A 25,810-nucleotide genomic window follows, 5' to 3' on the forward strand; every position below is an offset into this window, starting at 1 on the left:
TTATATTATGATTATTGATGGCAATAATCGTGAGAGCTTCAATTGGCGTAGAAGCTAAGCAACAGTCACCGGGAGAATTTACGGCATTAATTTTAAATCCGAATCCGATTTCTCAGTCGATGCGACAATTGCCTTCCTCATAGTCTCCGAGAAGTCTGGGTGGTAGCCAGACTGGGATCTGGGGTTAGCTTACCCTCTTGGCAAAACATTAGAACAACCAATCCAGCCAAATCAGTTTTTGCAACTGTCCGGCTGAAAACAGCCAGAACCAAAAACTGTGGAAGCCGGACACCAAGCTACAGTTAACCTTGGCAATACCATATTTCTAAGTTTAACAGTTATCGCCTGCATTCATACATGAGATACAAAACCTCAAATCAATATGCAAATGAAAAAGAAAATGGATGAAAGCTGCTTAAACGGATTGTCCCAATTAGTGGGCCACGTCAGATGTAAAGGATAACCTTTCTATTGAAGCCTTCTTAACATCATTTCTCCTTAACTCTTCAAAATCGATAAGAGATAAATTATCAAGTTCTAATAGAGTTTGCTGAAGTGTATAAGCAACTTTATTAGCTCCTACTGCTTCTAATTTTTTAGTATTATTTTTGATATATTCAGGATCGCTAGTTCCGAATCTGCCCACAATAATGATTTTTTTGGGAAAACGTGCGTGTATTCGTTTGATAAGATAAATGGTATGCGCTAAATTGCTGGGAAAAACGGAAGCAATAATTACAATGCTTGCGTTTAACTTTTCTATTGAGGCCAGTAATTCAGTAGCTAATGTTCCTGAATTGATTTCATGACAATCAAAATCATCAGGAGATATTGATTTACAAAGCATATTTACTGAAAGTTCATCGGTAGAATCGCGTGCTGGAATGGCTAAAATTAATTTTCGTTCTTTTTGTTTTGGATCTTTCTTTTCTTGAAACATTATTTTTTCTTCTTGCTCTTTAATTACTTCTGCCAAGTTTTCAAGTAATTCATTTTGTTCTTCGTTATCAATTTTTCCCAAGCGTAAATCAATTCTGGCTTGCATGAGTGCGGTAATCGCTATGCTATCATACACTTGTGACAATTCAAGATCGGGGTTTGAAAGCTCTTTCTCAATTAAATCGGATGCCTCATCGACGTCATCAGCGAGTAGTCGCTGATAAAAGCGTTGCCCAATGGAAAGAGTGGGTCTGTCTCCGAGCAATGTATCAAGAAAGCCTAAGCAAGGGACGTATCGACCTAACACCACAATACAGACTGTTAATGGAGAAGCTAATACGAGTCCGATTGGCCCCCAAAACCAGGTCCAGAATGCCACACACACAAGTAAGGCCGCTTGCGATACTCCGATGCCACGTCCATATAGCATTGGTTCAATGATCATATTAGTGATTAGTTCTAGCACACAAAACATTGCAAGTACCATTATCGCTAATGACCAATCAGGAGAAATCAGCAAACTCAACGTAATAGGTAGAATTGCAGCAAGCCAGGGACCAAGATAGGGAATGTAACGTAAAAGTGCACCAAAAAATCCCCATAAAGCTGCGTAAGGAACACCGATCAACCACAGGCCCACTCCCACTGCTAATCCGTACCCTACATTTATTAACAATTGCATTAATAAATATCTACTGACTCGCTCGCCTGCATCTTCAAATGCTCGAGTTGTATGGGCTAATTGATCAACTCCAATTAACGAAATAACGCGATCGCGCAAATCTTCTCGATTGAGTAGCATAAAGCAGACGAGCACAATTATTAAACCTGTATTAGCTATAGGTTCTAACATATTGCCAAAAACCGACCACAACTCGGATAATTGAAAAGGCCCTTCGTTTACAATACGGACAGGTTGTGCCTCTATTTTTTCCTTTTTATAGGAAGGAATTGGCAAAATGTCTTCTGCTACTGATTTATCTGTTAATTTCTCTGTAATACTTTCAGTTACAACCTGGACTTTATCTAATAATCCATCAGGATCATGTTTGGTGATTTGATCGAGCTTAGATAAAATATTGTTCTCATATTGAGGATATGTATCCAATAAGCTTCCAATTTGACTCGTAATGCCCCAAATTGAACCCACTATGCTACTTAATGCTAGCGAAGCCGCCAATACGACAGCGATGACCCTGGCAACGCCATGTTGTTGTAACCAAGTAACAATTGGTGAAAGCAGGAACGTTAAAAGAATTGATAATGCAATAGGAATTACGATTATACTTGCCCAATAAAGAAAGCCAAGCACTAATCCCACAGCTATCAGCATTGATACATTATTGCTAATTGAAAGATTATTTTTCATTAAAAATGCTGATCAGCCTCGATTATTTAATCACTTCTTAAGCTATTTAAAAGATAATAATTATTATTTTCAAGATTAACTGTTCGATTACGCACATACCAGGCTTTGCCGGATAATGAGTAACAATCAAATTCAACTCTTTTTCTTAAAAGAAGCGATCAAAGGGTTCAGGAACGTAAGGAATATTTAAATAATTGAGACAAACAGATAAATGCTTGTGAATTACGTAAAAGGAGAAGTTTATTGAAGGCGCTTCAAGATAAAAATATATTATGCAATGAAAGTCGGTGCTATCTATTGCCCGACAAAGATAGTCATATACTGAAGTAAGACTTAACAGAAATGGATCTGAGCTATAGTCAAATGTCAAATCTGGCGTATGGAGAATTAAGCAGTTTTCTGTTTTTGATCTCCATTTTTGTTTAACGCCGTTAACGAATTCTATGTCCTCCACAACATCCGCTAACAATTTATAAGCCCTGTAATCGGAACCGCGTTCCAACTGTGCTGCTTCCATCAGTTTGAACTCAATCGTCAGTGTAGTCGAGTCGTCTGGCTTCCGTAGTTTCTTGTTCTTGCTGTTCTCAACCGGGCAGTTGCAAAAACTGATTCGATTGGATTGGTTGTTCTAATGTGTTGCCAGTTTTCTGCAGGATAATCATAGAAGGCCAGCATGGAATCTTTATTCTTTGTCAGATATTGTGCAGTGCTTCCTTGACCTTGGGCTGCATAGCTTTGGGCAGTTTTTCCATTACATTGGCGGTTTCATGCACCCAGCAACGCTGTACGCATGGGTGACCGGTTTGTGTTCTGGTGATTATACGTTCTGATGAAACAGTTGCTGGCATTGTCGGATGGCTATCGTGAGTCTGAAGCGAGCTGGACGAAAGTGCTGATCGATTTGAAGCAGCGAGGCCTTAAGGATGCACTCAAGCTGGTAGTTGGAGACGGCTCATTGGGATCCTGAAAAGCTGTGGCCCAATGCTGGCGGCATACCCATCAACAGTGCTGTAGATATCATCAGCCCAGACATAAATTTACCGCTTGCTACTCATATCATGGCGAATCCAGTTTTGATAATCCTTTTCCCAGTCCTGCTTCAAGCGGTCGATCGTCGCAGGCGACAATCCAGGCGCGCCTGCTCCCAGCAGGGGTTTTAACGTCTCAGTGGAATCTCCCGTTCAAACACCTCTCAGATACAACCAGGGTAAGAATTCTTCAATGCTTCGGGTTCGTTTCAAGTAGGGAGATATCAAGCTGCTGTTGAATTTGATGCCAGAAGTGGTGCGATCACGTACTTTCGGAACTTTAACTTCTATATCTCCAAGCCCGCTTTGAATCGAGTGCTCCGGTATATAACTTTTTCTGACAACGTCTGCTTTACCTTCAGCGGTTCTTAAATCACGACATTGATCAATAAAACAGACCACTTCCTGCCAGCATCTTACGTGCGTAGCACTTCCTGGAGCGGATCATTTTGTTCTGGTTATTCAGATTAAAAACACTACTATCTGTAGTGCGGTTTTTTCTTATTTTATTGATTGATCTGTCTAGATCCTCACCAATAGGTTAAACAGCTTCCTTTTCTCTGGCCATACACCAGAAATGATCATAGCTCATGATTTAATTTAAACGGGTGGGCAAAACTGCACGGAATTTTCCGAAGTATGGCTAAGGATAAATTCTACTGTACAATTTTGCCCATAAGAAGGAATCAGCACGCAGTATACGAGGGCAAGGGGAATACCCACCGGATTTAGATGATTCCCCACCTTCCGCTAAGTGCGAGCATGCACTCGAGCGGGTTCGGGTATTTCATTTCGAACTCATTAAGAACGAAATTACGTTGAAATATTATCTTTTATTTGCTCATGCTTATCTGTGCGATTGAACACATAATTAAAAGATATAATTAGTCCTCCTTGGAAACTTCCCGTCAATAGCTATCTTGGAGCAGCAGTTTCAAAAGATGGTCGGTTATAAAAGGCAAATTGGGACGATTTGATTTTTCCATCAAAGAATTCGCAGAACCTGCAGTTTTCTCCACGGGAAAAAGAGCCAAAAAATGGCCAATAGCCATTGTTTCAAATTCCAAGCAACAGCGGGCACTAGTAAATCGATGTGGTCACTGAGTGCGCCTTTCAAATAATTTCTCGCCATGCGGTACTCCCACTTCAGGTGGCCAATAATGGGTTCAATGGCCGCGCGCCTTCTGCCTTGTTTTTGCTTTTTGTCTTTCTGGTACCGGCTGTCCTTCTTTAATGCTTTTCCAGGAAGAATGATCTGGGTTCCATTGACTTCGCGCTTGCCACGGTAGCCGCGATCATACACGGCTTGCCTGGCCGGTTTGCCGCGTGAGGCTTCAACATGACGAAAAACCTCGGTAACGTGTTGCTGTCATGCAGGTTTTATTCGTGACTGACAACTCCGACAATTAGATTTTAGCGCTCGTTTGGCCTTGGCTCTTTTCTTCACGTGCCGGTAGTGTTGAATGTCCAGGCGTCGCGATTTTACTTACCTGACGAAAGTGCGTTGTTGCAAAATGCCGTGGGTTTTGGCAATCTTATTTAACCGCTTGATAATCGTGATCGCCAGCTTGCAATACTTCGGGTACGTGATGTTCTTATCATGCACTGTCGTGTCAACATGAATGACGTCTTCCAGCACCGATTCTCCATGCAAACCAACGCTCATCCGGAAAATCTTCTCAACACCTTCAATGACAAGGCAACTTGGATTGGAACTCCATCATGCCACAAAAAGCCTAGTAGTAAGGATTGCGCTTCCACTGCAGCACCACTGCCTCAGCACTCAAATTCTCTAATTGCTTCAGTATCAACAGCCAACCATTAAACGGATCGGCTTGCTCGGCGCACCTGTTGATTTCGCATAGTGAACCGAAAGTGCCTTGTCAAATTCATGCTATGGTATCGCAGATGCTAGCTTTAGCAACGGATTATTGCCATCAAGCTGCATTAGCAGGTCTGTTCCAAACAAATTAGTTTGATGAATTGCACTGCTCGTTGTAAGCATTTTTAATCACCATTTCGACCAGAAATATAATGCTATTTTAACATTTATGGTCGAAATGGTCATCCAAAAACAGAGTATTTATGCTTAACATCTATTGCTTGGGGTTATCTCAGGATCGACTGATTATTGTCACTTACATTATGAATTCCTGATGCCTGGGCTAATAAGGAGCAAGCCTAAACTCTTTTAAAAGATTATAGAAAAACTCAAAAACTTGCCGGGCTTCCTCTTTAATATAATTCTATTATTTAACATAATAAAGATTATCGGCAGAATATACATTCGGGCCAAATTAGCATGGTAGTGTGAACGAATGATATTCGGCACACTACCATGTAACAAAAATCTTATTTCAAAGCTTCGATACCGCACTAAAATTGATGTGGAATGGTGTTCCATCCATATCTAGAGCAGGAACAGATATAACACCAGCGGATTCAGCTTCAGTCAAACGTGATTTGTCGGTACCAAGATGAACGGATCACTGCCATCAAGTTGCATTAGCAGGTCTTTTCCAAACAAATCAGGTCGATGAATCGTACTGCTCGTTGTAAGCATTTTTAATCACCATTTCGACCAGAAATATAATACTGTTTTTACATTTATAGTCGCTACGATCATTCAAAAACAGAGTATTTATGCCTAACATCAATTGCTTGGAGTTATTTCAGGATCGACTAGTTAAGCTAGGTTAGCAACCGTACAGAAAATAACTAAAAATGCCGGATAATTAGTGCTATGTTTATTTATATTTCCAAGTAGTATAAATAAGCGGCCCCTTCTAATTGGCGCGTGTTAATCTCCTCCCTTGATTGCACGCGTTGTTTTTTTATGGGCGAAACTGTGTTATTAGTTTAAATATATTCGAGCCCTTTATATTACGACTCTTTTCGCACAGTTTTGCCCGCCCTTTCATTAATCATGAAAAACAATTAAGACTCAGTCACATGTCGCCAAAGCGATACAAGCTGAAGATTATCCGCATACCCTTTTAGATATTTCAAGTTGTTAGAAACTAGAGAGATTAAATGAAAACCTGTGTTACTTTTGATACTCCAAGCGTATATTCGGATACTTAAAATAACTTTAGAAAATTAAATTATTTATCTGGAAATTTGCTTTTATATATTTTCATTCTCCTGATTATTATTTCGCAATCTAACCCCTGCGTAACCCATAAATAAAAATGGATTAGTATGTAAAATAACGAACATAATTGAATTCTAATTCATTGCATAATAATTTAACAATTAGTTTGACAGCTATAATCCTAAAGAATATCGGAATTTTTTGCTGAAATACCAGTCAGAGGCTTAGGGGGGATTATTCGCGCTGAACTTCAAATTGCTCCTAACCATCTAGTCGGAGAATCTTTTAGTCAACGTTTGACACAGCGGTTACAGTTTGTGATTATTCCGATGATTCTACGTGGACGGATCAAAGCCTTCTCAGATACGCACGAAACTTCCTTTTTTGTTGTAGGTCTCGCCACCATTGAACGGCAATGCTTTGATATGTCAAGGAATTTTCCATGCGCGCGCACCTAATATGCACTCCAAACATTAGAAGTTCTGACACCGCATCAACGTACGAACTTGACGCTTTGGGCACTCTTTTCATTTAATTGGTGGTTTTATGCCCCCAGCAACGCTGATGATCGGTATACGGCCAAGCACTGACTGGGCTAGAGTTTCCCAGAATCCCAATGAGCCGTCTCCAGCAGCCAGCCTGGGTGCACCCTTAAGACCTCGCTGCTTCAAATCGATCAACACTTTCGTCCAACTCGCTTCAGACACACGATAGCCATCCGCAATGCCAGCAGTTCCTGACGTCCTGTTTCATCAGAACCTATAATCTCCAGAAAACATAACCTGTCATCCAAGCGTACAGTGCTGTAGAAACCATCAGCCCAGACATAAATATACCCCTTGCCACTCAGTCTTCTCGCAGCACTTCCTGGAGCGGATCATTTTGTTCTGGTTTATTCAGCTTAAAAACCGTACTCTCTGCCATGCGGTATTTTCAACTCGCATTATGATACTTTTGCTTGATAATTGAGTGCAACTCTCTCCGAGCACCAAGACTCATTGATTTTATCCTCATCTAAATCTCCTTTATTATTGTTTCAAGTTGACTTGATTTTAGATGAGGCAACGGTTCCTAGGTTGTATGGTTTTTAATGAGTCAATGCGGATCGGAGATTAATTGTCGTCTAATAATTAGATCCATATTTGACGACATACTCTAATATGTTATGTTTAAAATCAGTATGTCCGGTAGCGCACGGTAATTACTTTGCAACCTATATACCATGACAAATGCAAAGCTGATTAAGCTCCATAAATTTCGCAGATACATGGCATAACTAAGTGTTTTCTAACTGTTATTGCAGAGTAGCTAAGAAATGCCGCATCCCTCATGGTTAAAAAGGGTCATGGCACTTTCGATGGCTGGTTCATACGCAGTATTTTTCGTAGCATAGTGGCGGCCTAACAATTGACATCATGCTCGCAATTAATTTTTGTTATAAATTTAATCGGATTACTCCTGTGGGAAATGCAGGGATTTCTGACCCGATCCTTCGTTCGCCGCTCCTGACGTTTAAGATTAACCTCAATCTTGGGAAGCGCCGGTGTTTAGCATATTAGATAAAAAAATTAAATGCGTTCTTGATTTGTAAATTACAATCATTTAAGCAATGGAAATGATCAACACTTTCCAAATAGAATCTCTTCTAAAAACAAATATCTCTTCTGACGATATTGCCGTTTTGCTAAATCCCAAGGATTACCTTAATCAACTTCTTACGCTGATTGATGCGGCAGAAACTCGAATTTATATTACCGTTCTTTACCTAGAAAACGATGCAGCGGGTCGTTTAGTCATGGAACGTTTGATTATCGCTAAAGAGAAAAATCCACAGCTCGACATTAAAATATTTGTTGATTTTCACCGCGCTCACCGTCAAGTAAATAAACAGAAATATAATAAATACAACGTCACATTCTATCGGGAGATTGATCAAAAATATCCAGATTTTATACAATTTTATGGTGTAGCTATTAAAGGGCGTGAGCTATTTGGCGTTTTGCATCTAAAAGGTATGATTATTGACGATTCCTTGCTTTATACCGGTGCGAGTATAAATAACATTTATTTAAATTATCACGCACGTTATCGCTATGATAGATACTGGATTATAAAATCCGGAGAACTCTGCAATAGTTTTATCAATTGTTTAAATCACACATTTATATCCAGCGAGGGCGTTTACCCATTCAATCGCCATACACTGAAAATTAACAATAAATTTAAGAAAAAAAAAGCTGTGCAATATAAAAAATTAATTCGAGCTAGTTATCGTCTTGAAAGAAGTAAAAATGGATATTTAACAGTTGCGCCATTGATTGGCATTGGCAAACGCAATAATCAGCTCAACAATATTATTCATCACCTAATGATACAAGCAAAACAGTATCTAATTTTATACACTCCTTATTTTAATTTACCTGGAATTCTAGAAAAAGACATTTCTTATTTGTTATGCTGTGGGATTAAAGTAGAAATTGTAGTAGGCGATAAGCATGCTAATGATTTTTTTATGCCAAAAGAACAAGCCTTAACTATGATGGGTTTGATACCTTATTTGTATGAAATAAATTTGCTTGAATTCATAAAATGCCACCAAAGTTCGATAGACGAAGGATTGTTAATCATTCGATTATGGCGACATGATGACAATTCATTTCATCTTAAAGGGTTAAATGTTGATACTCGCTATCATTTACTTACAGGCAATAATCTAAATCCACGCGCTTGGCGCCTGGATTATGAGAATGGCTTGTTAATTGAGGATCATTATGGTCAGTTACTCAATCTCATCGAACAAGAACATCGACAAATTATTAAGCACACTACAATTATCAAAAATTGGCAACAAATAGAAACTCAATCTAACTACCCTATAAAAGTGCGGAAGTGGCTGGCTCGCTTACGTTGGAGCAATTTGGATAAAATAATGAAGCAATATATGTAAATGTATGAATCTACTTCCTAAGTACACAATACATATTCGTTCTTAAAGAATTCTTTTAGTCTTGGTCTTTAAAGCAATTTAGACTTTTGACTAAGGGATTGCATTTTCGCTAAATATCATAATGTTAGTTACCGAACAGACTGGGGATGATTCATAAATATACTATACGAGGTTAGAAGCGTTTTCATTCTTATTCTTCTAATCGTCGATTAAATTACACATTACTGGAGTTATAAATGAATAGGAAAACTATTATCTCTTTTGCTAGTATTCTGATCCTGTCTCTTCTCTCATTTTATAGTATTGCGGGGCAAAGCCATCTGCAACAAGCAATTAAGCACTCTGAAGCTGCAGCCTCATCAGCCGATGGAAAAACTATAGCCAAACAGGCACAAGAAGCTAAAATACATGCGGAGGCTGCCAAAAATGACAAAATCGACGCCAAGCATGTGGATGAAGGGATTAAGTTCTTGGAGGATGCGGTTAAAAAAGGAAATGATGGAAATATAGATGCAGCTAGGGAAGCAGCTACAGATGCTGTTGATCATTTAAAACAAGCTGAGAAATAATCCCAAATAAGTTTCAATATCATAAAAAAGCAGTGGCTATAAAATTCACTGTTTTTTTATACTCCCGTGGATTCAATTTCGAAGTGCAACGCCTAACGGTGATTTGGTGTAGCGAACCGTCTTTCCGAAGAATACCTCATACGGGGTTCTAAATCCAAACACAAGCTTTTTATCAGGGAATGATTCCGATTAATCTTTCAGATAAGGAGTGTCATTTTTCTTATCTACCGGAAGGAACGGGTAATGAAAAATAAAGATTCGATTTTATCGAAAGGAATACTAGTCCAAAAGCATCACCTTCGGAAGAATTATCTTTGAGAAGGAGCTTCCCGAAAATTCTCACCGTCGAGTTAATATTCCAGTGCAATTTTAATGCAATAAAACCATAATCTTTGGTTTCTGTAGTAAGTCGTACAGATAAAGCAATTATTTATAATTATTATTAAAGCTTCTATTAATCAATAGGAGTTTCAAATGAATAAAATAACTGCGCCATCAGGTGACAAGGAAAAGGACACTGATAAAAAAAGGTCCCTTCTCGCAAAAAATAGCATTTCTTACAAGAGCTATAGGTTAGATTGTTTGATCGACTCTAAAAAATTTTTTGTATACATCGCGCACCAATTATATTTAAAGTGAGCCCGTGCGTCCGGTGTTTCTATCGATGCATTAGTATTCACAAGCAGGCATATTGATTTTCAGGTTGGTTGTATTTGGTTAGCGACGCAGTGGCTGTATCGCCATATATACAATTATCGGTTAACTATCTCTAGTGGGTATTCATCCAAATTGAACTCTGTGTTTAGTAAAGAGCGCACTCTGAGGCGAGAGTTTCGGCGCCAAAAACAAAGGTTAACTAATATAGATCGCGCTGCAAAAATGCATGCGTTACGTATTGCTTACGATAAAGAAAATAAGAGAACTATTACCGTTTCCCTCAATGAAAAGGAACATAAATATTTTATTGGTAGCTCTGGTTGGTTTTATTGGCATTGGCGTAACATTTTTTATCCCCAAGATCTTCCTATGAGTGCATGGTTTACTTATTATGCCAGCAAATTCAAAACAGTCGAATTGAACGCTCCATTTTATTCATGGCCGACTCTTGCAACAATCAAAGCCTGGCAACAGCAAGCATCACACTGCGATTTTATTTATACTATTAAGGTTTGCGAGCTAATTACTCATATAAAAACATTCAAGAACACTAAAGTATTAATTAGGGATTTTGGGTTAATTGCAGATCTACTTGGTTCGCGTATGGGATGCTTTCTATTTCAATTACCACCAAGTTTTTATTTTACAATAGCTCGATTGAATTTGATTTTAACTCAATTAGATCATAATCGTAGGAATGTTGTTGAATTTCGGCATCCAAGCTGGTGGAATAAAGAGGTTTATAAGGCTTTTCAGGAGCATGGTACTATTTTTTGCTCATGCAGCGCACCTCGACTTCCAAATGAATTAATTAAAACCTCGGATGATATTTATATTCGGTTCCACGGAGTTAAGAAATGGTATGACCATGATTACCGTGCTAAGGAACTGGAAGAATGGACCAAAAAAATTAGCGATAGCAATCCGAAACATGTATGGGCGTATTTTAATAATGATCGTGGGGGGAATGCGATCAGAAATGCCTTAACATTTTATGCCCAACAAAAATAACATGAATTCCATGAGCTTATCGGCACTTTGCTGCTTTATGTCAGCAACGCAATGTCAATGTAGTCGATCGTATCCGAGCATCCCTTATAGCACAGCTCAACGATACCGATGTTGAATGAGAATATCACGAGATCGATTCATATATATTCGGTGATTCGTAGTTGGAGTCTGCTTATGCGAGAGCAGACCGCATCGCGTAGGTGCTGGCCACGTTGACCAGATGCAGTTAACGAAAGCTATCGGCTGGGATATAATTCAACTTTCATGGGGTAATACGTGTCCTGGCGTTCGGAAAATCAATTTGATGACGTTAACAACAGGAGAATCAGAATATGTTCAGCTCTCTTATTCAAGACTCTGGCGCCCATGATCGCGCCGCCGGCGCCATCATGGGCGCCTTTGTTGGTGATGCGTTAGGCGTCGGTCCTCATTGGTATTACGACCTGTCGGTGCTCCGCCGAGATTACGGCGACTGGATCACCACCTATGTAGACCCAAAGCCCGGCCGCTACCATAGCGATCTCAAAGCGGGACAACTCTCACAAGGGGGCATTATTCTCCGCCTGATGCTACGCTCGCTCGTCGAGCGCGGTGGCTATGATGAAGCTGATTTCTGCCGGCGCATGGACGAGGAAATATTTCCATTACTCAATGGCATGCCTGTCAACGGCCCGGGCGGATACACTCAGCAGTCGATTCGTGACGCTTGGCGCAAACGTTTCCAGCATAATCTACCATGGGGGGTACAAACGGGAGGACCAGCCGACACCACCGAAGCGATAGGAAGAACTCTCGCCTTGGCAGTTCGCTACGCCTTTCAGCCGCTGGAAATGGCGTCCGCCATTTCCAGCAACACACGCCTCACCCAGAATGACGAGACCGTTGTTGCCCTTACAGTCGCATATGGTGCGGTGCTGGGACTTCTGGTGCAGGGAGATAAGCTCGACGGCAGTCTTTCCGGTAAGCTCCTGCGGCTGGCCAGAGCGAGAAAACTACCCTTCCATACGATGGCGCATACCGACTTGCAGCCGCCGCAGAAGGACCGTCCGCGGGAAAGCGGATATTTTGTCTCGCCAGACGCCCTACTCACCCCTTCCTATGTCGCGAGTGCCGCGGTGGATCCCGATATTCGCATTGAGCCCGCTTGGAAAGTCTCCAGCGTTTATGGCATGACCTGCGCCATTTACCACCAGCTCCCCGCCGCATATCATCTTGCCGCCCGCTTTCCGAACGATTTCGAATTGGCGGTACTCCACGCTGTGAATGGCGGCGGTGAGAATCAGGCACGCGCTGTCTTGACCGGGGCGCTCGTCGGGGCTCAGTGCGGGCTAACTAGCATACCCAGGCGCTTCCTGGAAGGCCTTGATGAAACCGATCTACTCCAGCGCCTTGCGATGGATGTGGCCTCGGAAGTAGGTGCTTCACTTGCCGCCGATAGAGTAAAAAATTCGGGATAAAGGCCGAATCTGGGCTTAATAACCATTAACGCCCATGCTTAATCGCAGCCTGCCATCCCAGTACTTTGCGTTGGAAGCAACATCTTGACGATGCCAACTCACATACTTGGCTCATAGTGAACTTACTTACATCCGATTGAATGAGAATCTAGGCCTCAGTCTCAACATCACGAACCAGCCGGATGCCGGAAAAACTTCCAGCTTGACTTGGCGGGAAGAAAATTGAGAAAGCGTGAGCGTATATATGTCACTGAAGTTGCGCATGACCTTCGTCGCAACACCTACTGGTTCACCATGGAAGGAATATTGTTTACTCCTGCCCACGCTTCCTCTCAAACGAGATGACATAGTTCACGCGGGTTGCTTCTGGTGTGGTTGTAGCCAACACAAGGCGAATAGCTTGATTGCGTCCATTCCCAGGTATCACCATAGATTTAAAGGAGCTATTCTTGAACGTCAACAGGAATGGGCTTTTTGGTCGGGTAGCTGGAAATGATTATTCTCCGGAAGACACACGTGGACTTCTGGTCGCGATGCAGGGTTTTACCATTACCGTTTCACTCGACAAGCGCGTAGGACCATCTTGAGAATATGTCTGGCATCATACAGGGATAAATGCACGAGTGGCAGGCGCAAATTCAATGGCAAAAATCCACCCAGCGTAAAACTCTTTCCACCCCTTCGTTATCGCGCTAATAGAGTGGAGAACGCGGCGATTATTCACCTTTAGCCAACCCCATCCTTCTGTGAAACATAAGCGGGGATCTTGGTACCCATCGCTATCCATAAATTCAAGATATTCACCCCTCTAGACGAGCGGGGAAGCCAATTCATATTTAGGCAGATACACCTTATGTAGCGGCGGCCCATTATCATAGCTATTTCCCGACGCCTGAAATCAGCGTCATTTCACGGGAAAAGTTTTTCCCTTGGAGAATCAAACTAAATTGTTTGAAGTATGGATTCAGAAGATTCGAAGAGGAAATATATTTGATGTTTGCGACTATGGTTCCTGATGCAAACTCAGGAGCAACGAGCATATTTAAAATCGCATCATCTACGGTGGAATCAGAAGAATTATTTATAATGAATTTATAATTTATTCGTTGTGAAAGTATCACAATCGCTAATTTTCCCCGACTTCAACCCTTTTTTAAACCAGCGAACTCTCTGCGCTGAACTTCCATGGGTAAAAGATTCAGGAACAATATAACCTTGTGATCGTTTTTGCAAACGATCATCTCCAATGACCGAGGCAGCATTTAGGCCTTCTTCGATATCTCCACTTTCCAGAATATTGCGTGCTCGATGTGCATTATTTGCCCACACACCCGCAAAACAATCGGCTTGTAACTCCTGCCGAACCGATAAGGCATTTCTTTGATGTTTATCCATATTTTCGCCCTCTGCATTAACTCTTTCGGAGATGCCTAATAAGGTTTGTATATGGTGACCAATTTCATGGGCAATAACATAAGCTTGAGCAAAATCTCCGGGTGCCCCTAATTTTTTTAAATCATCAAAAAAGTTAAGATCTATATATACTTTTTGGTCATAAGGGCAGTAAAAAGGTCCCATTGCAGCCTGGGCAAAACCACATGCCGATTTTACAGCCCCACTAAATAAAACAAGAGTGGGTTCTTTATATTTTTTATTTAATTGATCAGAAAATAATACTTTCCATGTATCCTCCGTATCGGCAAGAATTACAGTAGTAAATTCCTTTGCCTCCTCTTGACCAGTGGGAATAGGTTGAGTTTGAGTATGCAAAGATTCACTTTCACCACCTAAAATCTCCGTTCCTTGCATAATAATACGCGGATCAATATCGAAAAATATCGCTGCAAGTACTAATAGTAGAATGCCGATACCCCCGCCACCGATCCCTCTAGATACGCCTAATCCACGCCTGTCTTCAACATTCTGACTACGACGACCAGCTTTCCAAAGCATAAATTTCCCCAATCTTTAAGAAGTAAATATATTGAACACATTGGTTCATAATGCTTTATTTCTCATAAAATCATCAATTATGAAAGACATAGAATAAATTTCCTATAAATCTTTTTATAGCTATTCATTCAGAATAATAATGCTCTAGTAATGAAATAGCTCTGTGAGCTTCAATCATTTTTTAGCTTTTTCTTTTCCTTTCTCTTCTGCTTCTTGAATATCTTTTTTCTCCTCGTCGGATAAGTTCATATGCTTATTCTCATTTTTCTCGACTTTGCCAGTTTCCACGAAATCTCGGGTTGCGTCGTTATATTCTTCAGCGGCATCACGATTTCCTTCACCTTGATTCTTTTGAGTCATATTCTGTCTCCTAAAAGATATCTCAAAACATATTCCAAAACGGAATAAAATTCTTTGTGCGCATTAGCTAATTCGATCTTGTGACTGACTAGATAGAAATAAATCATCTCAGCGCAAGCAACGGGGAAATTAATCCGCGGAGATTAAAAATTGCAAACTTATCTTACAACCTTATGAATAAAAGAAATGTACGAGAGACCACATAGTGCCATTTTCACAGATGATTTTTGATCTAAGTGTTCTTCAGACTATGTTCTCTACTTACTTCGCTATGCTCGCAAATAATTTTGCGTGGAATGGATACCTGAATTAGCCAACAGGCAAAGTTAGTCGACAACTTTTAGCGACTCGCCCGCATCAACTTTGGGTTGCGGACATCACATTTATAACACCATGGGCATTATGGCTGTTTTTACGCGATGGATTGCCGAGTAAGCCGATCATCCCATACAGATCTAGTGCTTGACGCATTGGAGGAAGCGTTGTGCACACGGCAGGAAAGTGATGGGTTGTTTCATCACAGCGATGGGATACGTCAATATCTGTCGATTCGCTATACGGGGCATCTGGCCCAAGCCCACATTGATGCTTCTGTTGGCTGTATTGGAAACAAATAACAGATTATACAGTCATACGACATCGTGCCCCCTGGCGCAAAATCAGTGAAGTGAAATGTGCCACCTTGGAGTGATGGATTGACTAACTCAACAATTGCGAACTGGTGGAATCGCCTGGAAATATTCCAGCAGAGAAAATTTAAAATGGCATACTATCGCCAACTAAGGAAGTCAGCGGATAAAGGTGACTCCAACTAGCATTCTTCGAACAAACTCGGCCGATTCATTTTATAACTTTAGTAAAAAGTTAGTTAGTAAATTTCAAAATCTATGGGTTTGAATTTAAAATTGTTTGATTGTCCAGCGGAACATGCAGTTAACCCGATCAAAAGATCCATTTTAGCTTCAAATGTAATTTTATCTCCCGCACGACTCATCGGCGGCAAGACAGCTATTTTTCCTGAAGAGGCATCTACACTGACATTCATGAAAATATTAAACGCGATAGGTATTTGATCGGGAATTATTCCGAATGGTTCAAGAACCTTTTCAAGATTGCCTTGACAACCTGGGAGAGGATTGTCATCGCCATAAATAATGCGAAAAGTATCCTTAGAACAGGGTGTTAATGTAAAGTCGTGACGTCCGACATTATCATTAACAATATCAAGCATTGGATTACTACGGTTGCTATAAAGTAAATCTCCCTTAGTCAGGAAAAGTTTGCTTGCATAGTCAATCGATCTTCCTGATGAAATATACTCACGAATGTCAATTCTGTTATAGGCAACAAGATCCCCAACTTGTTGTCCTTCGGGATCGATTACTGTAAGAAATTGGCCTTTTTTAAGTTCAAATGCTTTCGCTGAACACGGTTCAATTCTTGTCATATTGTTCTATATCCTCTTTGTGCTGTAATGGGCATTCCCAATTTTCATCGACCTTTCTACCACTATACTGTGGCGCTTCCGAATCATTCCCAAAATCATCTAGCATTGGATTAGGTCCTCCAGAAAATTCAGTATCTCTCTGCCTTACTATTTCTTTTATGCGGTCATATTTATTTTTTTCCCTTAAAACTTCAAACTGAGCGTGAAGATTAAATGCGAGCGCCGGGTTGGAAAAACGTCTTGCAGGCCTAGAAGCATGTGGATGTAGCCCTACTACAAAGAAAGAATGACCGCCTATGCTCATGGAGAAATGTGATGAGTTTGGATCGCTGTCTACGTTTTGATCCCAATTCTGGCCCCGAATCACATCAAAATTGTGTAAATTCTGCAAACGATCCCATAATGCTTTTTCAAATTCTTCTTCGCTTAAATTTGTAGGCTGGCGATAAATGACCATTAATGTTCTAAAAGAAATATTGTCGATGGTCTCGAGAGTAAGATTTTTTCCAAATACTAAAAGCGCAGAATAAAGCTCAACATCATTCATAGGCTGAGTGATGTTATCTCCTATTAATAATTCTATATTATCGCGATTATTTGCAGATTTAGCTGGTACGCAGGGGTAATCCTCATTTGATAGAAACTCATCCAATAGATTTCTGAATGCACTTTTATCTAATGAGGCGCTAATTAAACTATTATCGTCTGCGTTCATGAATTAAACGAAATTCCAGGCTGTATATATTCATCAAAATTAGGGGAGAGGTCTGCTGCCTCATTGAAATAAATAATGCGAATCAAAATTGGACTCCAAGCCGTTATATTAACCAGGCCATTAGGATTTAAGAAATGGCTTTCTGAAGGCAACGGGCTATTAGTGCCTTTGCCTAAAAATAATTAAAATTGAGGTGATTTATCAGACAACAGCATTAACTATCGAGTTGGTTTGTCGGCAGGAAGTCGCGAAGTCGGCCCTTTTGTATGAGTCCGAGTGCCCGCAGAAAATCTATTGTAGGCGCTCCCTCTTGAAACTAGTAGCTGATAAGATCGCAAGTCTTATCACTACAAAAACCAACTGTTGGTTCTCAATTGCAGCTTCAGCTTCTGTATGTCATCACTCGCACTGTTTTTCTGTCTTCACTTTAGCTACCCAAGCCTAAAAAAACCATATCCGGCTTCAAAGTGCCAGATACCAATTACAGAAAATAGGCCATTATAATTTTTCTTATACTGAACATTGTGCTATCAACATAAAATGTTAAACAACATCTATAAGGATAATTATAGAACTTTTATTGAATAGTTTCTGTGCGAAGACACACAGGCATCTCTATTTATAGAGTGCTACATAAATCAATGGACAGACAGCTTCTAAGTTGAATGTGATTCCAGCCTTTTTGAGCACCTCATTGTGAGAACATAAACAAATTCATTTTTTGATTAATGTTAATAAACATGATGTTAATGCTATATAGTTAATTGCGTATATTTTTTTTATTTTATGTTAAATAAAATAGTATTCATAATCAATTAATTACAAATAATCCTTTTCGGTATTGTTCAAGCATTCTCTCAGTATGACACGGGATTGAAGATCTAGAAAAACGCGGGAAAGCGTGTGACAATGTCGAAAATGACGACCTAAGCTGAAAAATACACCATCCCTTTTATGCTCTTCTGTTAATTTTGACATTAGAATTGAAAGAGCGTAGCGTTAATTACGATACAAGTTAATGTCACTTGGATTTCTATTTATTAGACTCTTTCCAACAGAATATCTGTTAAGGAGGTGTTTCCATGAACACGCTCATCACTGGGTTCATTGGTTTCTGTACGGTTTTTTGGTTGTTATGACAAATCTACGCAACCAAGTCTCTTCTAACACCTCAAGTGTAAAACAGCGTCCAATATTTTCCAGTATTAGCATCGGCCTTCCGGGAGATTATCTTCTACAAAACAATGAAGTATAAAATTCCCCTGACAAATTTGCGAGCTGTTTTTGAGAAAAACTGGCAAAATTTTAACGCTGATTAACAGATAAGACATAATTAGCCTGATTAGAGTGTTCATTCCCTTGAACTATAGCTCCATAGGTTGTGGATAGGCTGTTTCTAAGAACAGCTGATTGCAACGCGCTGTTGAATATTTAGCAAGGAAATCGTGTTATGTCTAATGCAACACTTGTTATCAATGCCGGCTCATCGAGTATCAAGTTTGCTGTTTTCTCTTTGGCCGAAAATACTGTTTCGTTACACATGATTTATCGTGGTGAGATAGTAGGTATTGGATATCGTCCCCACTTCACTGTTCATGATTGTACGGGCGAGATAGTGAGCGTAGCGAAACAATCACTAATTACTGAAAATATTCGAAGCCATGCAGATGCATTTTTTGTTTTATTCGATTGGATTAATCATAGCCTCAGTGAATTTTTATTTATTGCAGTTGGGCACCGTGTGGTCCATGGCGGCGAAAAATACTCAATCCCGGTGGTTGTGAGCGAAGAAATATTATGCAATTTAAAAGAATTTATTCCATTGGCTCCATTGCATCAGCCTTATGAGATAGCGGCGATTGAGACCCTGACTCAGCAACAACCCGAGATGCGCCAGGTTGCCTGCTTTGATACTGCCTTTCATCGAACCCAACCTATAATCGCTCAACAGTTTTCTCTGCCCAGGGAATTTAGACAACAAGGAATCCTGAAATATGGTTTTCACGGTTTATCTTATGAATATATCGCTAGTGTATTACCTGAATATTTAGGTAGCGCTGCTGAAGGTCGTGTTATCGTTGCTCATCTCGGCCATGGGGCAAGCATGTGTGCGATGAAGGCTCGCAGAAGTGTTGCCACTACCATGACTTTCAGCCCTCTGGACGGATTACCCATGGGTACGCGATGTGGTGCGATCGACCCTGCAGTTGTACTTTATTTGATGAAAGAAAAGGGTATGGATATCGATGCCGTTGCTGACTTATTGAATTATAGGTCCGGTTTGCTGGGTGTTTCGGGTATCAGCGGCGATATGCGCGAACTCCTGGCCAATGACAACCCACATGCTGCAGAAGCCATTGATCTATTTGTGTATTGTGCAGGCCGCGAACTGGGTTCGCTGGCTGCAGCTCTAGGCGGGCTGGACGCGCTGGTGTTTACCGCAGGCATCGGCGAACATTCCGTCGTTATTCGAGAACGGATCTGCCGGGAAGCAGCCTGGCTGGGTATTCGTGTTGATGAAACGGCAAATGCGGCAAACAACTCTCGGATAAGCACAATGGATAGTTCAGTGTCTGCCTGGATGATTCCAACTAATGAGGAGCTTATCATCGCTGAGCATACCATTCGAGTCATAGGTGGAAACCTTCATTGCGGTTAAATAGATAAACGCTGATCATAATCATAGTTTGCTGAATTTCTTGAGAATATATTCTTGGCCGTGTCTTTTCTTCACAATATCCATAGAAGAAAAAGCTGACGGCAGGCTAATTCCAAATTGTAAGGAGCAAGAATTGATGAAAACAAAGACCCAATTAATTGACCAGCACAGCCCATTGACTGCTGAGGAGTTACGCAAAATCAACGCTTACTGGCGCGCGGCGAATTATCTGTCCGTCGGTCAAATCTATCTACTGGATAATCCGCTATTAAAACAACCTTTAGCGCTTCAACATATCAAACCAAGATTGCTCGGACATTGGGGTACCACGCCGGGTTTGAATTTTATTTATGCACACTGCAATCGCGTTATCAAAGCACAGGATTTAAACATCATTTACATCACAGGCCCCGGTCACGGTGGCCCAGGGCTGGTGGCCAACACTTGGCTGGAAGGAACATATAGCGAGACCTATCCAAATGTGGGGCAAAATGAAGCGGGTATGAAAAAGTTATTTAAACAGTTTTCATTTCCCGGGGGCATCCCCAGTCATTGTGCGCCGGAAACGCCGGGATCAATTCATGAAGGTGGAGAACTGGGTTATTCTGTTGCACATGCCTATGGCGCTGTGTTTGACAACCCTGATCTGATTGCCTGCTGCGTAGTTGGTGATGGCGAGGCAGAAACCGGTCCGCTTGCCACAGCCTGGCATTCAAATAAGTTTTTAAACCCGATTCATGACGGAGCAGTGTTGCCTATTCTGCATTTGAATGGCTACAAAATTGCTGGCCCAACGGTGTTGGCGCGCTTAAGTCATGAGGAATTAGAAAACCTTTTTATTGGTTATGGCTACAAACCCTATTTTGTTGAAGGATCAGACCCTGAGATTATGCACCAGCGTATGGCGGCTACGCTGGATACCAGTATTGCAGAAATAAAAACTATTCAACGCGAATCACGTAGTAACGGTGTCGCTGTCCGCCCATGCTGGCCGATGATTATCCTGCGCAGCCCAAAAGGTTGGACCGGCCCTGAGGAGGTCGATGGCCAAAAAACCGAAGGTTCCTGGCGCTCGCACCAGGTTCCGTTTGCCGAGATGGCGACAAAGCCAGAACACGTCAAGTTGCTTGAGCACTGGATGAAAAGTTACAAACCAGAAGAGCTATTCGACGAGAACGGCACACTGATGCCGGAACTGGTGGAATTGGCGCCCAAAGGCGTGCGCCGTATGGGCGCCAATCCACATGCTAACGGTGGCTTGTTGCTCAAAGATTTAAACATGCCGGATTTTCGTGACTATGCGGTCGAGGTGTCCAAACCCGGGCATGTAATGGGTGAAGCGACCCGCGTAATGGGCACCTTGTTGCGCGATGTTATGCGGCTTAATGAGGACGCCCGGAATTTCCGGGTAATGGGACCGGACGAGACTAAATCCAATCGCCTCGGGGCTTTGCTTGAAGTAACTAATTTCACCTGGATGGCGGAAACACTACCAGAAGATGTTCACCTTGCACCGGATGGCCGTGTAATGGAAATTCTTAGCGAACACACTTGCCAGGGCTGGCTGGAAGGTTATCTGCTCACCGGCCGCCATGGCTTGTTTTCTTGTTATGAAGCATTCATCCATATTGTTGACTCAATGTTTAATCAACATGCCAAATGGCTTAAGGTGAGTAAAGAAATTTCGTGGCGTCAGCCCATCGCTTCATTGAATTATTTGTTGACCTCTCACGTCTGGCGGCAGGACCACAACGGCTTTTCACATCAGGATCCGGGTTTCATTGACCATGTTGTCAATAAGAAGGCCAATATCATTCGTGTTTACTTGCCACCCGATGCCAATACTTTATTGGCTATTACTGACAAATGCTTGCGTAGCCGTGACTTTATTAATGTGATTGTCGCGGGCAAACAACCGCAACTGCAGTGGCTCAATATGGATGCCGCGATTAAACATAGTATGGCAGGTATCGGCATTTGGACGTGGGCGAGTAATGACCAGGACACCGAGCCGGATGTGGTGATGGCCTGCGCAGGTGATGTCCCTACTCTTGAAACGCTAGCTGCGGTGGATTTATTGCGCCAGCATGTTCCGGACATCAAAATACGCGTGATTAATGTAGTGAATTTAATGACGATGCAACCACAGAACGAACATCCGCATGGCTTGTCGGACAAGGATTTCGATAGCCTCTTCACTACTGACAAACCGATTATCTTTGCTTACCATGGTTATCCCTGGTTGATCCATCGGTTGACTTACCGTCGCAACAACCACAAAAATTTACACGTACGCGGATACAAAGAGGAAGGCACCACCACCACGCCATTCGATATGGTCGTACTCAACGATCTGGATCGCTTTCATTTGATCAGTGATGTGATCGACCGGGTGCCAAGACTCAGTCGCGTGGGTGCATATGTAAAACAATTTGTTCGTGACAAGCTCATCGAACATCGCCAATACATCACCACCTACGGAGAGGATATGCCAGAAATAACTAATTGGGAGTGGCCTTATTCGTAATCAGCGAGTTACGGTTCTGATTGGCGTTGTTGAAAAATAGAGCTATCGGAAAAAAAGATGGCACATCTGGCATAACTCTGCAGAACTCCCCTGTAAAGAAGTTAATGCCTTATAAACACAACGAGAGCCGGCGTCATAAAATGAAAAATCTCGTTATAAAGTGACGAACTGGCATGAATATAACACCGGATTGTGGCGACGGCGTGACATCACGATTTGGTTTACGTTAGCGACACTCGCTAAGTGGCGCTCTACCAGAACGGGAGCTCGCAGCAGGCCTCCGGAATATTCTAATCTCGCCATAGAAACAGCTCTATTTATCCGCCAGGTCTTTCATCGGCCGTTACGTCAAACCGAAGGTTTCATGAACTCGCTTGCCGGTATCATGAAAGTTAACATCACCATTCCTGACTTCAGTAGTCTGCCCAAGCGCAGCATTAAGATACCTCAGTATACCCTAACCAAAGCGATAGATCCGGGTAGCACTGTTATTGAAGTGGTCTTCTGCAACTGTACAACCTGAGAGTAGAATAAAGCTCTGCTATTGTTAGCTAATCAAGCTCAGACAGCCTGATGAATTGCTTGATATTAATAATAAATCTCATAGTCAAACTTTTCCTTACCTCCTTTAAGCACTAAAGGCCCTAGTGTATAAGAGTTCATACTTTACTGTACGCCATAGCCGCTCAACAAAAATATTATCAACCTGTCCAGTTTTGCGGTACCACTTCACTTGTTGGCATCTTCGTTCCAATACATCGTTCTTTAGAAACTTTAAATAGATTAATTTCCTATTTGTGCAAAACCGTACAGAAACAAAGAACAAAAGTTGCAATGATTACTCAACTTATTTTTGTTATGAAAAATATTTTGTTCATAAAATTAATAAGAAGTTACCTACATGAAAGTATTTTTGAAAAATTAATTTAAGGAGATTCATATGAACTCAAACAGTCAAAAAGATAATGATCATAGCAAAAGCAATTCTGGCAAGAGTAGCAGTACTTCTAAAGATAAGGATGATCACTCAAAAAAATCTGGCGATAGAGCAAGCTCATCATCTAATCGCGGAGGTACTTCTGATCAGCATGCCGAAGCAGGTCGCCAAAGTCACAAAAACAAATAACTGATTTCGAAAAAGGAAGAATCCTTTTCTTCCTTTTTCGCTTGAAATAAGTGGTGATATCTTCAGCAGTGGGACTGCTGAAGTAAAAATCAAACTCAAGCAAGCATTAAGTTAATGCGATAAAGCTATCTTAATATCCGGTCATAACTAATGACATTTAAATATAAAATCATGAAAAGAATTAACCGGGAGAAGGATGGCAATTTCAGTGTGAATCTCAGTCAAAATGAAATTATTACACTTGTATCGGGTTATATTCCTTATATTATCTTTGAAAGAGATCCCGAAATTCCTGAGGGGGAATTCTTGTGGATTAACTATGTCCCCAATGAAGATGACATCATTCCACCTGTTATTGACGCATTCCCGTGTCGAATTCTTTCTTATGTAAGTTTTGTAAAACCTATTTACATCCTCACCCTCTCCCCTGATGAATTTAGTATCGACTTCATGGAAATGATCGCAGAGTTCAAAGAGAAGATGGAGAAATCAAACGAATTCGTTCGATCTAATATATCGCTACCACATGCAGTATTAGGTCTAGTCAATAAAAAGAAAACAAAGACAGTGTAAAAGCAGGGCGGTTTCGACAACTCATTTTGCCCTACCCTTTTGATAACCCTACGGAATGCCAGACTTAAATGATCAGAGTAAGCATAATTGATTGTCTCTTGAAGATTTCTTGAGTTATTCCAGAATCTATCTCAAGCTAATTAAGTAGCTAAAAAGCTAGCGCGCTTTATTGAAGATAAGCATTCCCAATAAAAGAGTAAAAAGTAATTTTTTATAAATTCAGATATGTTCCAATAGATCAGGGATGATTGTTCTATTATCACTGCTTTTTCTAAGGCAAGCCGTAGGCTTTATGCTTTTTCGTTAACATACCTTCGCTATTATCTTGAGATAGCAACTTTGCCCAAATAGCTCACCGTATTTATGAAGTAAGCTTTTTATTGTACTGAATACGAAATTTAACTGATTATCCAATATATTATTGGCTTTTTATAATTAGTAGAAAATCAAGGAGCCTGGATATTAGACGCTTGCTTGCCTTTTGGACCTTGAGTGATGTCAAAAGACACTTTTTGTCCTTCTTTAAGGGTCTTGGAACCATTCCTATTAATTGTAATTGCGGAATAATGGGCAAACAAATCATCGCCCCCCTCATCGGGCGCAATAAATCCGAAACCTTTTGAGTCATCAAACCATTTTACTATACCTGTTGCCATCTTTTTTCTTCCTTTCAAAATTTAATGAAAATAGCAGCCAAAATTCGATTTGAATCGAAGATTGCGCATGGGAACTAATACAAACAAAACTTGAAACAATTTTTTGCCTTTTATTTCGCACAATATTTTAATTAAAAAGATAATTTCTAAGCCCTTTTCGCTGTAGGATTATTTATCAGTAGCTTTCCTTACTCTATCAGCATCATCTTCCATCCTATCAGCTTTATCCTCAGCTGCTTTTCTCAGTTGTTGGGCTTCCTCTTCTTTCTGATCAGCTACTGCTTCACCCACTTTCTCAGTTGCTTTTCTATTTTCTTTGTCTTCTTCTCGAATTTGATCTGCCCTATCTTCCAATCTATCAGCTTTCTTTTCGGCTCTATCACTAGCTCCACAACCAACAAAAGTAAAAACAATTAATAACGTAGCAAATATTTTGAGACTATTACAATTTGATTTATTCATTTTGTATCTCCAATAAGGATTTCAAGATTATTCTGCTTTACTAAAAAAAATTTCATAAATAATCATATATGAATGAAAAAATATCATCTGTGCGAATTCATACATTCTTAGCGGATGCTTAAATATGATAATCCCAGATTTCCCATTAGGTTTGATTTCTAATGGAAGCCATTAGAATAAGCTGTTATAAATAAGCATATTTTGGTAAATTAAAGCTGTTCTCCAGATGCATATTTTTCTTCCGGGAGGTTTTGATGGAAT

At 40.8% G+C, this 25,810-nt stretch carries 21 protein-coding genes and 3 pseudogenes; 12 read left to right on the top strand and 12 right to left on the bottom strand.

The annotated features are described in order from the left end of the window. Positions 1-433: 433 nt before the first annotated feature. The 3 genes and pseudogenes from C7H79_RS13245 to C7H79_RS19685 form a co-directional block, all read right to left on the bottom strand. Positions 434-2,308, bottom strand: coding sequence for an AI-2E family transporter (locus C7H79_RS13245; RefSeq protein WP_106707727.1), 1,875 nt, complete (start codon positions 2,306-2,308; stop codon positions 434-436). A 145-nt stretch (positions 2,309-2,453) separates the two neighbouring features. Next, positions 2,454-2,825 (bottom strand): hypothetical protein, encoded by a 372-nt coding sequence (locus tag C7H79_RS18955; protein WP_242447293.1) that lies wholly within the window; start codon positions 2,823-2,825, stop codon positions 2,454-2,456. After that, a pseudogene (locus tag C7H79_RS19685) lies at positions 2,811-2,983 on the bottom strand (transposase); the annotation flags it as partial. The pseudogene C7H79_RS19685 and the gene C7H79_RS18955, both read right to left, overlap by 15 nt. A 154-nt stretch (positions 2,984-3,137) precedes the next feature. On the opposite strand from C7H79_RS19685, the gene C7H79_RS13255 reads away from it, so the two are divergent. Then, positions 3,138-3,275, top strand: coding sequence for a transposase (locus C7H79_RS13255; RefSeq protein ID WP_374058013.1), 138 nt, complete (start codon positions 3,138-3,140; stop codon positions 3,273-3,275). 214 nt (positions 3,276-3,489) lie between these two features. On the opposite strand, the gene C7H79_RS18965 is transcribed toward C7H79_RS13255, so the two are convergent. From C7H79_RS18965 to C7H79_RS19500, 3 genes and pseudogenes are all read right to left on the bottom strand, one after another. Next, on the bottom strand, positions 3,490-3,738 hold the full coding sequence (locus C7H79_RS18965) for a hypothetical protein (protein WP_242447294.1): 249 nt from the start codon (positions 3,736-3,738) through the stop codon (positions 3,490-3,492). Between the two features lie 583 nt (positions 3,739-4,321). Further along, positions 4,322-5,341, bottom strand: a pseudogene (locus C7H79_RS19690) (transposase). 1,623 nt (positions 5,342-6,964) lie between these two features. Beyond that, a pseudogene (locus tag C7H79_RS19500) lies at positions 6,965-7,286 on the bottom strand (transposase); the annotation flags it as partial. Positions 7,287-8,045: 759 nt separating this feature from the next. Here C7H79_RS19500 and pssA point away from each other — a divergent pair. The 5 genes from pssA (at position 8,046) to C7H79_RS18035 (ending at position 13,658) form a co-directional block, all read left to right on the top strand. Continuing rightward, positions 8,046-9,377 (top strand): CDP-diacylglycerol--serine O-phosphatidyltransferase, encoded by a 1,332-nt coding sequence (gene pssA / locus C7H79_RS13280; RefSeq protein WP_172592440.1) that lies wholly within the window; start codon positions 8,046-8,048, stop codon positions 9,375-9,377. A gap of 236 nt (positions 9,378-9,613) precedes the next feature. Continuing rightward, a complete protein-coding gene (gene smbP, locus C7H79_RS13285) occupies positions 9,614-9,946 on the top strand; it encodes a small metal-binding protein SmbP (protein ID WP_106707729.1) in 333 nt (110 codons plus the stop codon). A gap of 798 nt (positions 9,947-10,744) precedes the next feature. Continuing rightward, positions 10,745-11,614: a DUF72 domain-containing protein gene (locus C7H79_RS13290; RefSeq protein ID WP_197714638.1), complete on the top strand. Its 870-nt coding sequence runs from the start codon at positions 10,745-10,747 to the stop codon at positions 11,612-11,614. Positions 11,615-11,946: 332 nt separating this feature from the next. Next, positions 11,947-13,071, top strand: a complete 1,125-nt coding sequence (locus C7H79_RS13295) for an ADP-ribosylglycohydrolase family protein (RefSeq protein WP_106707731.1) — start codon at positions 11,947-11,949, stop codon at positions 13,069-13,071. A gap of 449 nt (positions 13,072-13,520) precedes the next feature. Next, a complete protein-coding gene (locus C7H79_RS18035; protein WP_172592441.1) occupies positions 13,521-13,658 on the top strand; it encodes a hypothetical protein in 138 nt (45 codons plus the stop codon). Positions 13,659-14,163: 505 nt separating this feature from the next. Here the strand turns inward: C7H79_RS18035 and ypfJ are convergent. Both ypfJ and C7H79_RS13310 read right to left on the bottom strand, forming a co-directional pair. Next, positions 14,164-15,024, bottom strand: a complete 861-nt coding sequence (gene ypfJ / locus C7H79_RS13305) for a KPN_02809 family neutral zinc metallopeptidase (protein WP_106707733.1) — start codon at positions 15,022-15,024, stop codon at positions 14,164-14,166. 174 nt (positions 15,025-15,198) lie between these two features. Then, positions 15,199-15,384 carry a hypothetical protein gene (locus C7H79_RS13310; RefSeq protein ID WP_106707734.1) on the bottom strand — a complete coding sequence of 62 codons (186 nt, stop codon included), beginning with the start codon at positions 15,382-15,384 and terminating at the stop codon, positions 15,199-15,201. 458 nt (positions 15,385-15,842) lie between these two features. On the opposite strand from C7H79_RS13310, the gene C7H79_RS17720 reads away from it, so the two are divergent. Then, positions 15,843-16,001, top strand: a complete 159-nt coding sequence (locus C7H79_RS17720; protein WP_172592442.1) for a hypothetical protein — start codon at positions 15,843-15,845, stop codon at positions 15,999-16,001. Between the two features lie 251 nt (positions 16,002-16,252). On the opposite strand, the gene C7H79_RS13315 is transcribed toward C7H79_RS17720, so the two are convergent. Together C7H79_RS13315 and gntA are read right to left on the bottom strand one after the other, a co-directional pair. Further along, complete coding sequence (locus tag C7H79_RS13315; protein ID WP_106707735.1) at positions 16,253-16,831, bottom strand: DUF1989 domain-containing protein; 579 nt, start codon at positions 16,829-16,831, stop codon at positions 16,253-16,255. Continuing rightward, the gene (gene gntA, locus C7H79_RS13320; RefSeq protein WP_106707736.1) at positions 16,818-17,546 is read right to left on the bottom strand and encodes a guanitoxin biosynthesis heme-dependent pre-guanitoxin N-hydroxylase GntA; all 729 of its coding nucleotides are present in this window, start codon (positions 17,544-17,546) and stop codon (positions 16,818-16,820) included. The genes C7H79_RS13315 and gntA overlap by 14 nt, the downstream gene beginning before the upstream one ends. Positions 17,547-18,996: 1,450 nt before the next feature. On the opposite strand from gntA, the gene C7H79_RS13325 reads away from it, so the two are divergent. From C7H79_RS13325 to C7H79_RS13340, 5 genes are all read left to right on the top strand, one after another. Further along, entirely contained in the window at positions 18,997-20,205 is a 1,209-nt protein-coding gene (locus tag C7H79_RS13325; protein ID WP_106707737.1) for an acetate/propionate family kinase, read from the top strand. Between the two features lie 136 nt (positions 20,206-20,341). After that, positions 20,342-22,732, top strand: a complete 2,391-nt coding sequence (locus tag C7H79_RS13330; RefSeq protein WP_106707738.1) for a phosphoketolase family protein — start codon at positions 20,342-20,344, stop codon at positions 22,730-22,732. A 160-nt stretch (positions 22,733-22,892) separates the two neighbouring features. Beyond that, positions 22,893-23,255, top strand: coding sequence for a transposase (locus C7H79_RS13335; protein ID WP_106707739.1), 363 nt, complete (start codon positions 22,893-22,895; stop codon positions 23,253-23,255). A gap of 417 nt (positions 23,256-23,672) precedes the next feature. Continuing rightward, complete coding sequence (locus C7H79_RS17725) at positions 23,673-23,858, top strand: hypothetical protein (RefSeq protein ID WP_147383608.1); 186 nt, start codon at positions 23,673-23,675, stop codon at positions 23,856-23,858. A 171-nt stretch (positions 23,859-24,029) separates the two neighbouring features. Continuing rightward, positions 24,030-24,431, top strand: coding sequence for a hypothetical protein (locus C7H79_RS13340; RefSeq protein ID WP_147383609.1), 402 nt, complete (start codon positions 24,030-24,032; stop codon positions 24,429-24,431). A 446-nt stretch (positions 24,432-24,877) separates the two neighbouring features. Here C7H79_RS13340 and C7H79_RS13345 read toward each other — a convergent pair whose 3' ends face one another. Together C7H79_RS13345 and C7H79_RS13350 are read right to left on the bottom strand one after the other, a co-directional pair. After that, positions 24,878-25,087, bottom strand: a complete 210-nt coding sequence (locus C7H79_RS13345; protein WP_106707741.1) for a cold-shock protein — start codon at positions 25,085-25,087, stop codon at positions 24,878-24,880. Between the two features lie 168 nt (positions 25,088-25,255). Then, positions 25,256-25,549, bottom strand: a complete 294-nt coding sequence (locus tag C7H79_RS13350) for a hypothetical protein (RefSeq protein ID WP_106707742.1) — start codon at positions 25,547-25,549, stop codon at positions 25,256-25,258. Between the last annotated feature and the right edge of the window lie 261 nt (positions 25,550-25,810).

This window comes from Nitrosomonas supralitoralis (assembly GCF_003011925.2).
GTDB classification, from domain to species: domain Bacteria; phylum Pseudomonadota; class Gammaproteobacteria; order Burkholderiales; family Nitrosomonadaceae; genus Nitrosomonas; species Nitrosomonas supralitoralis.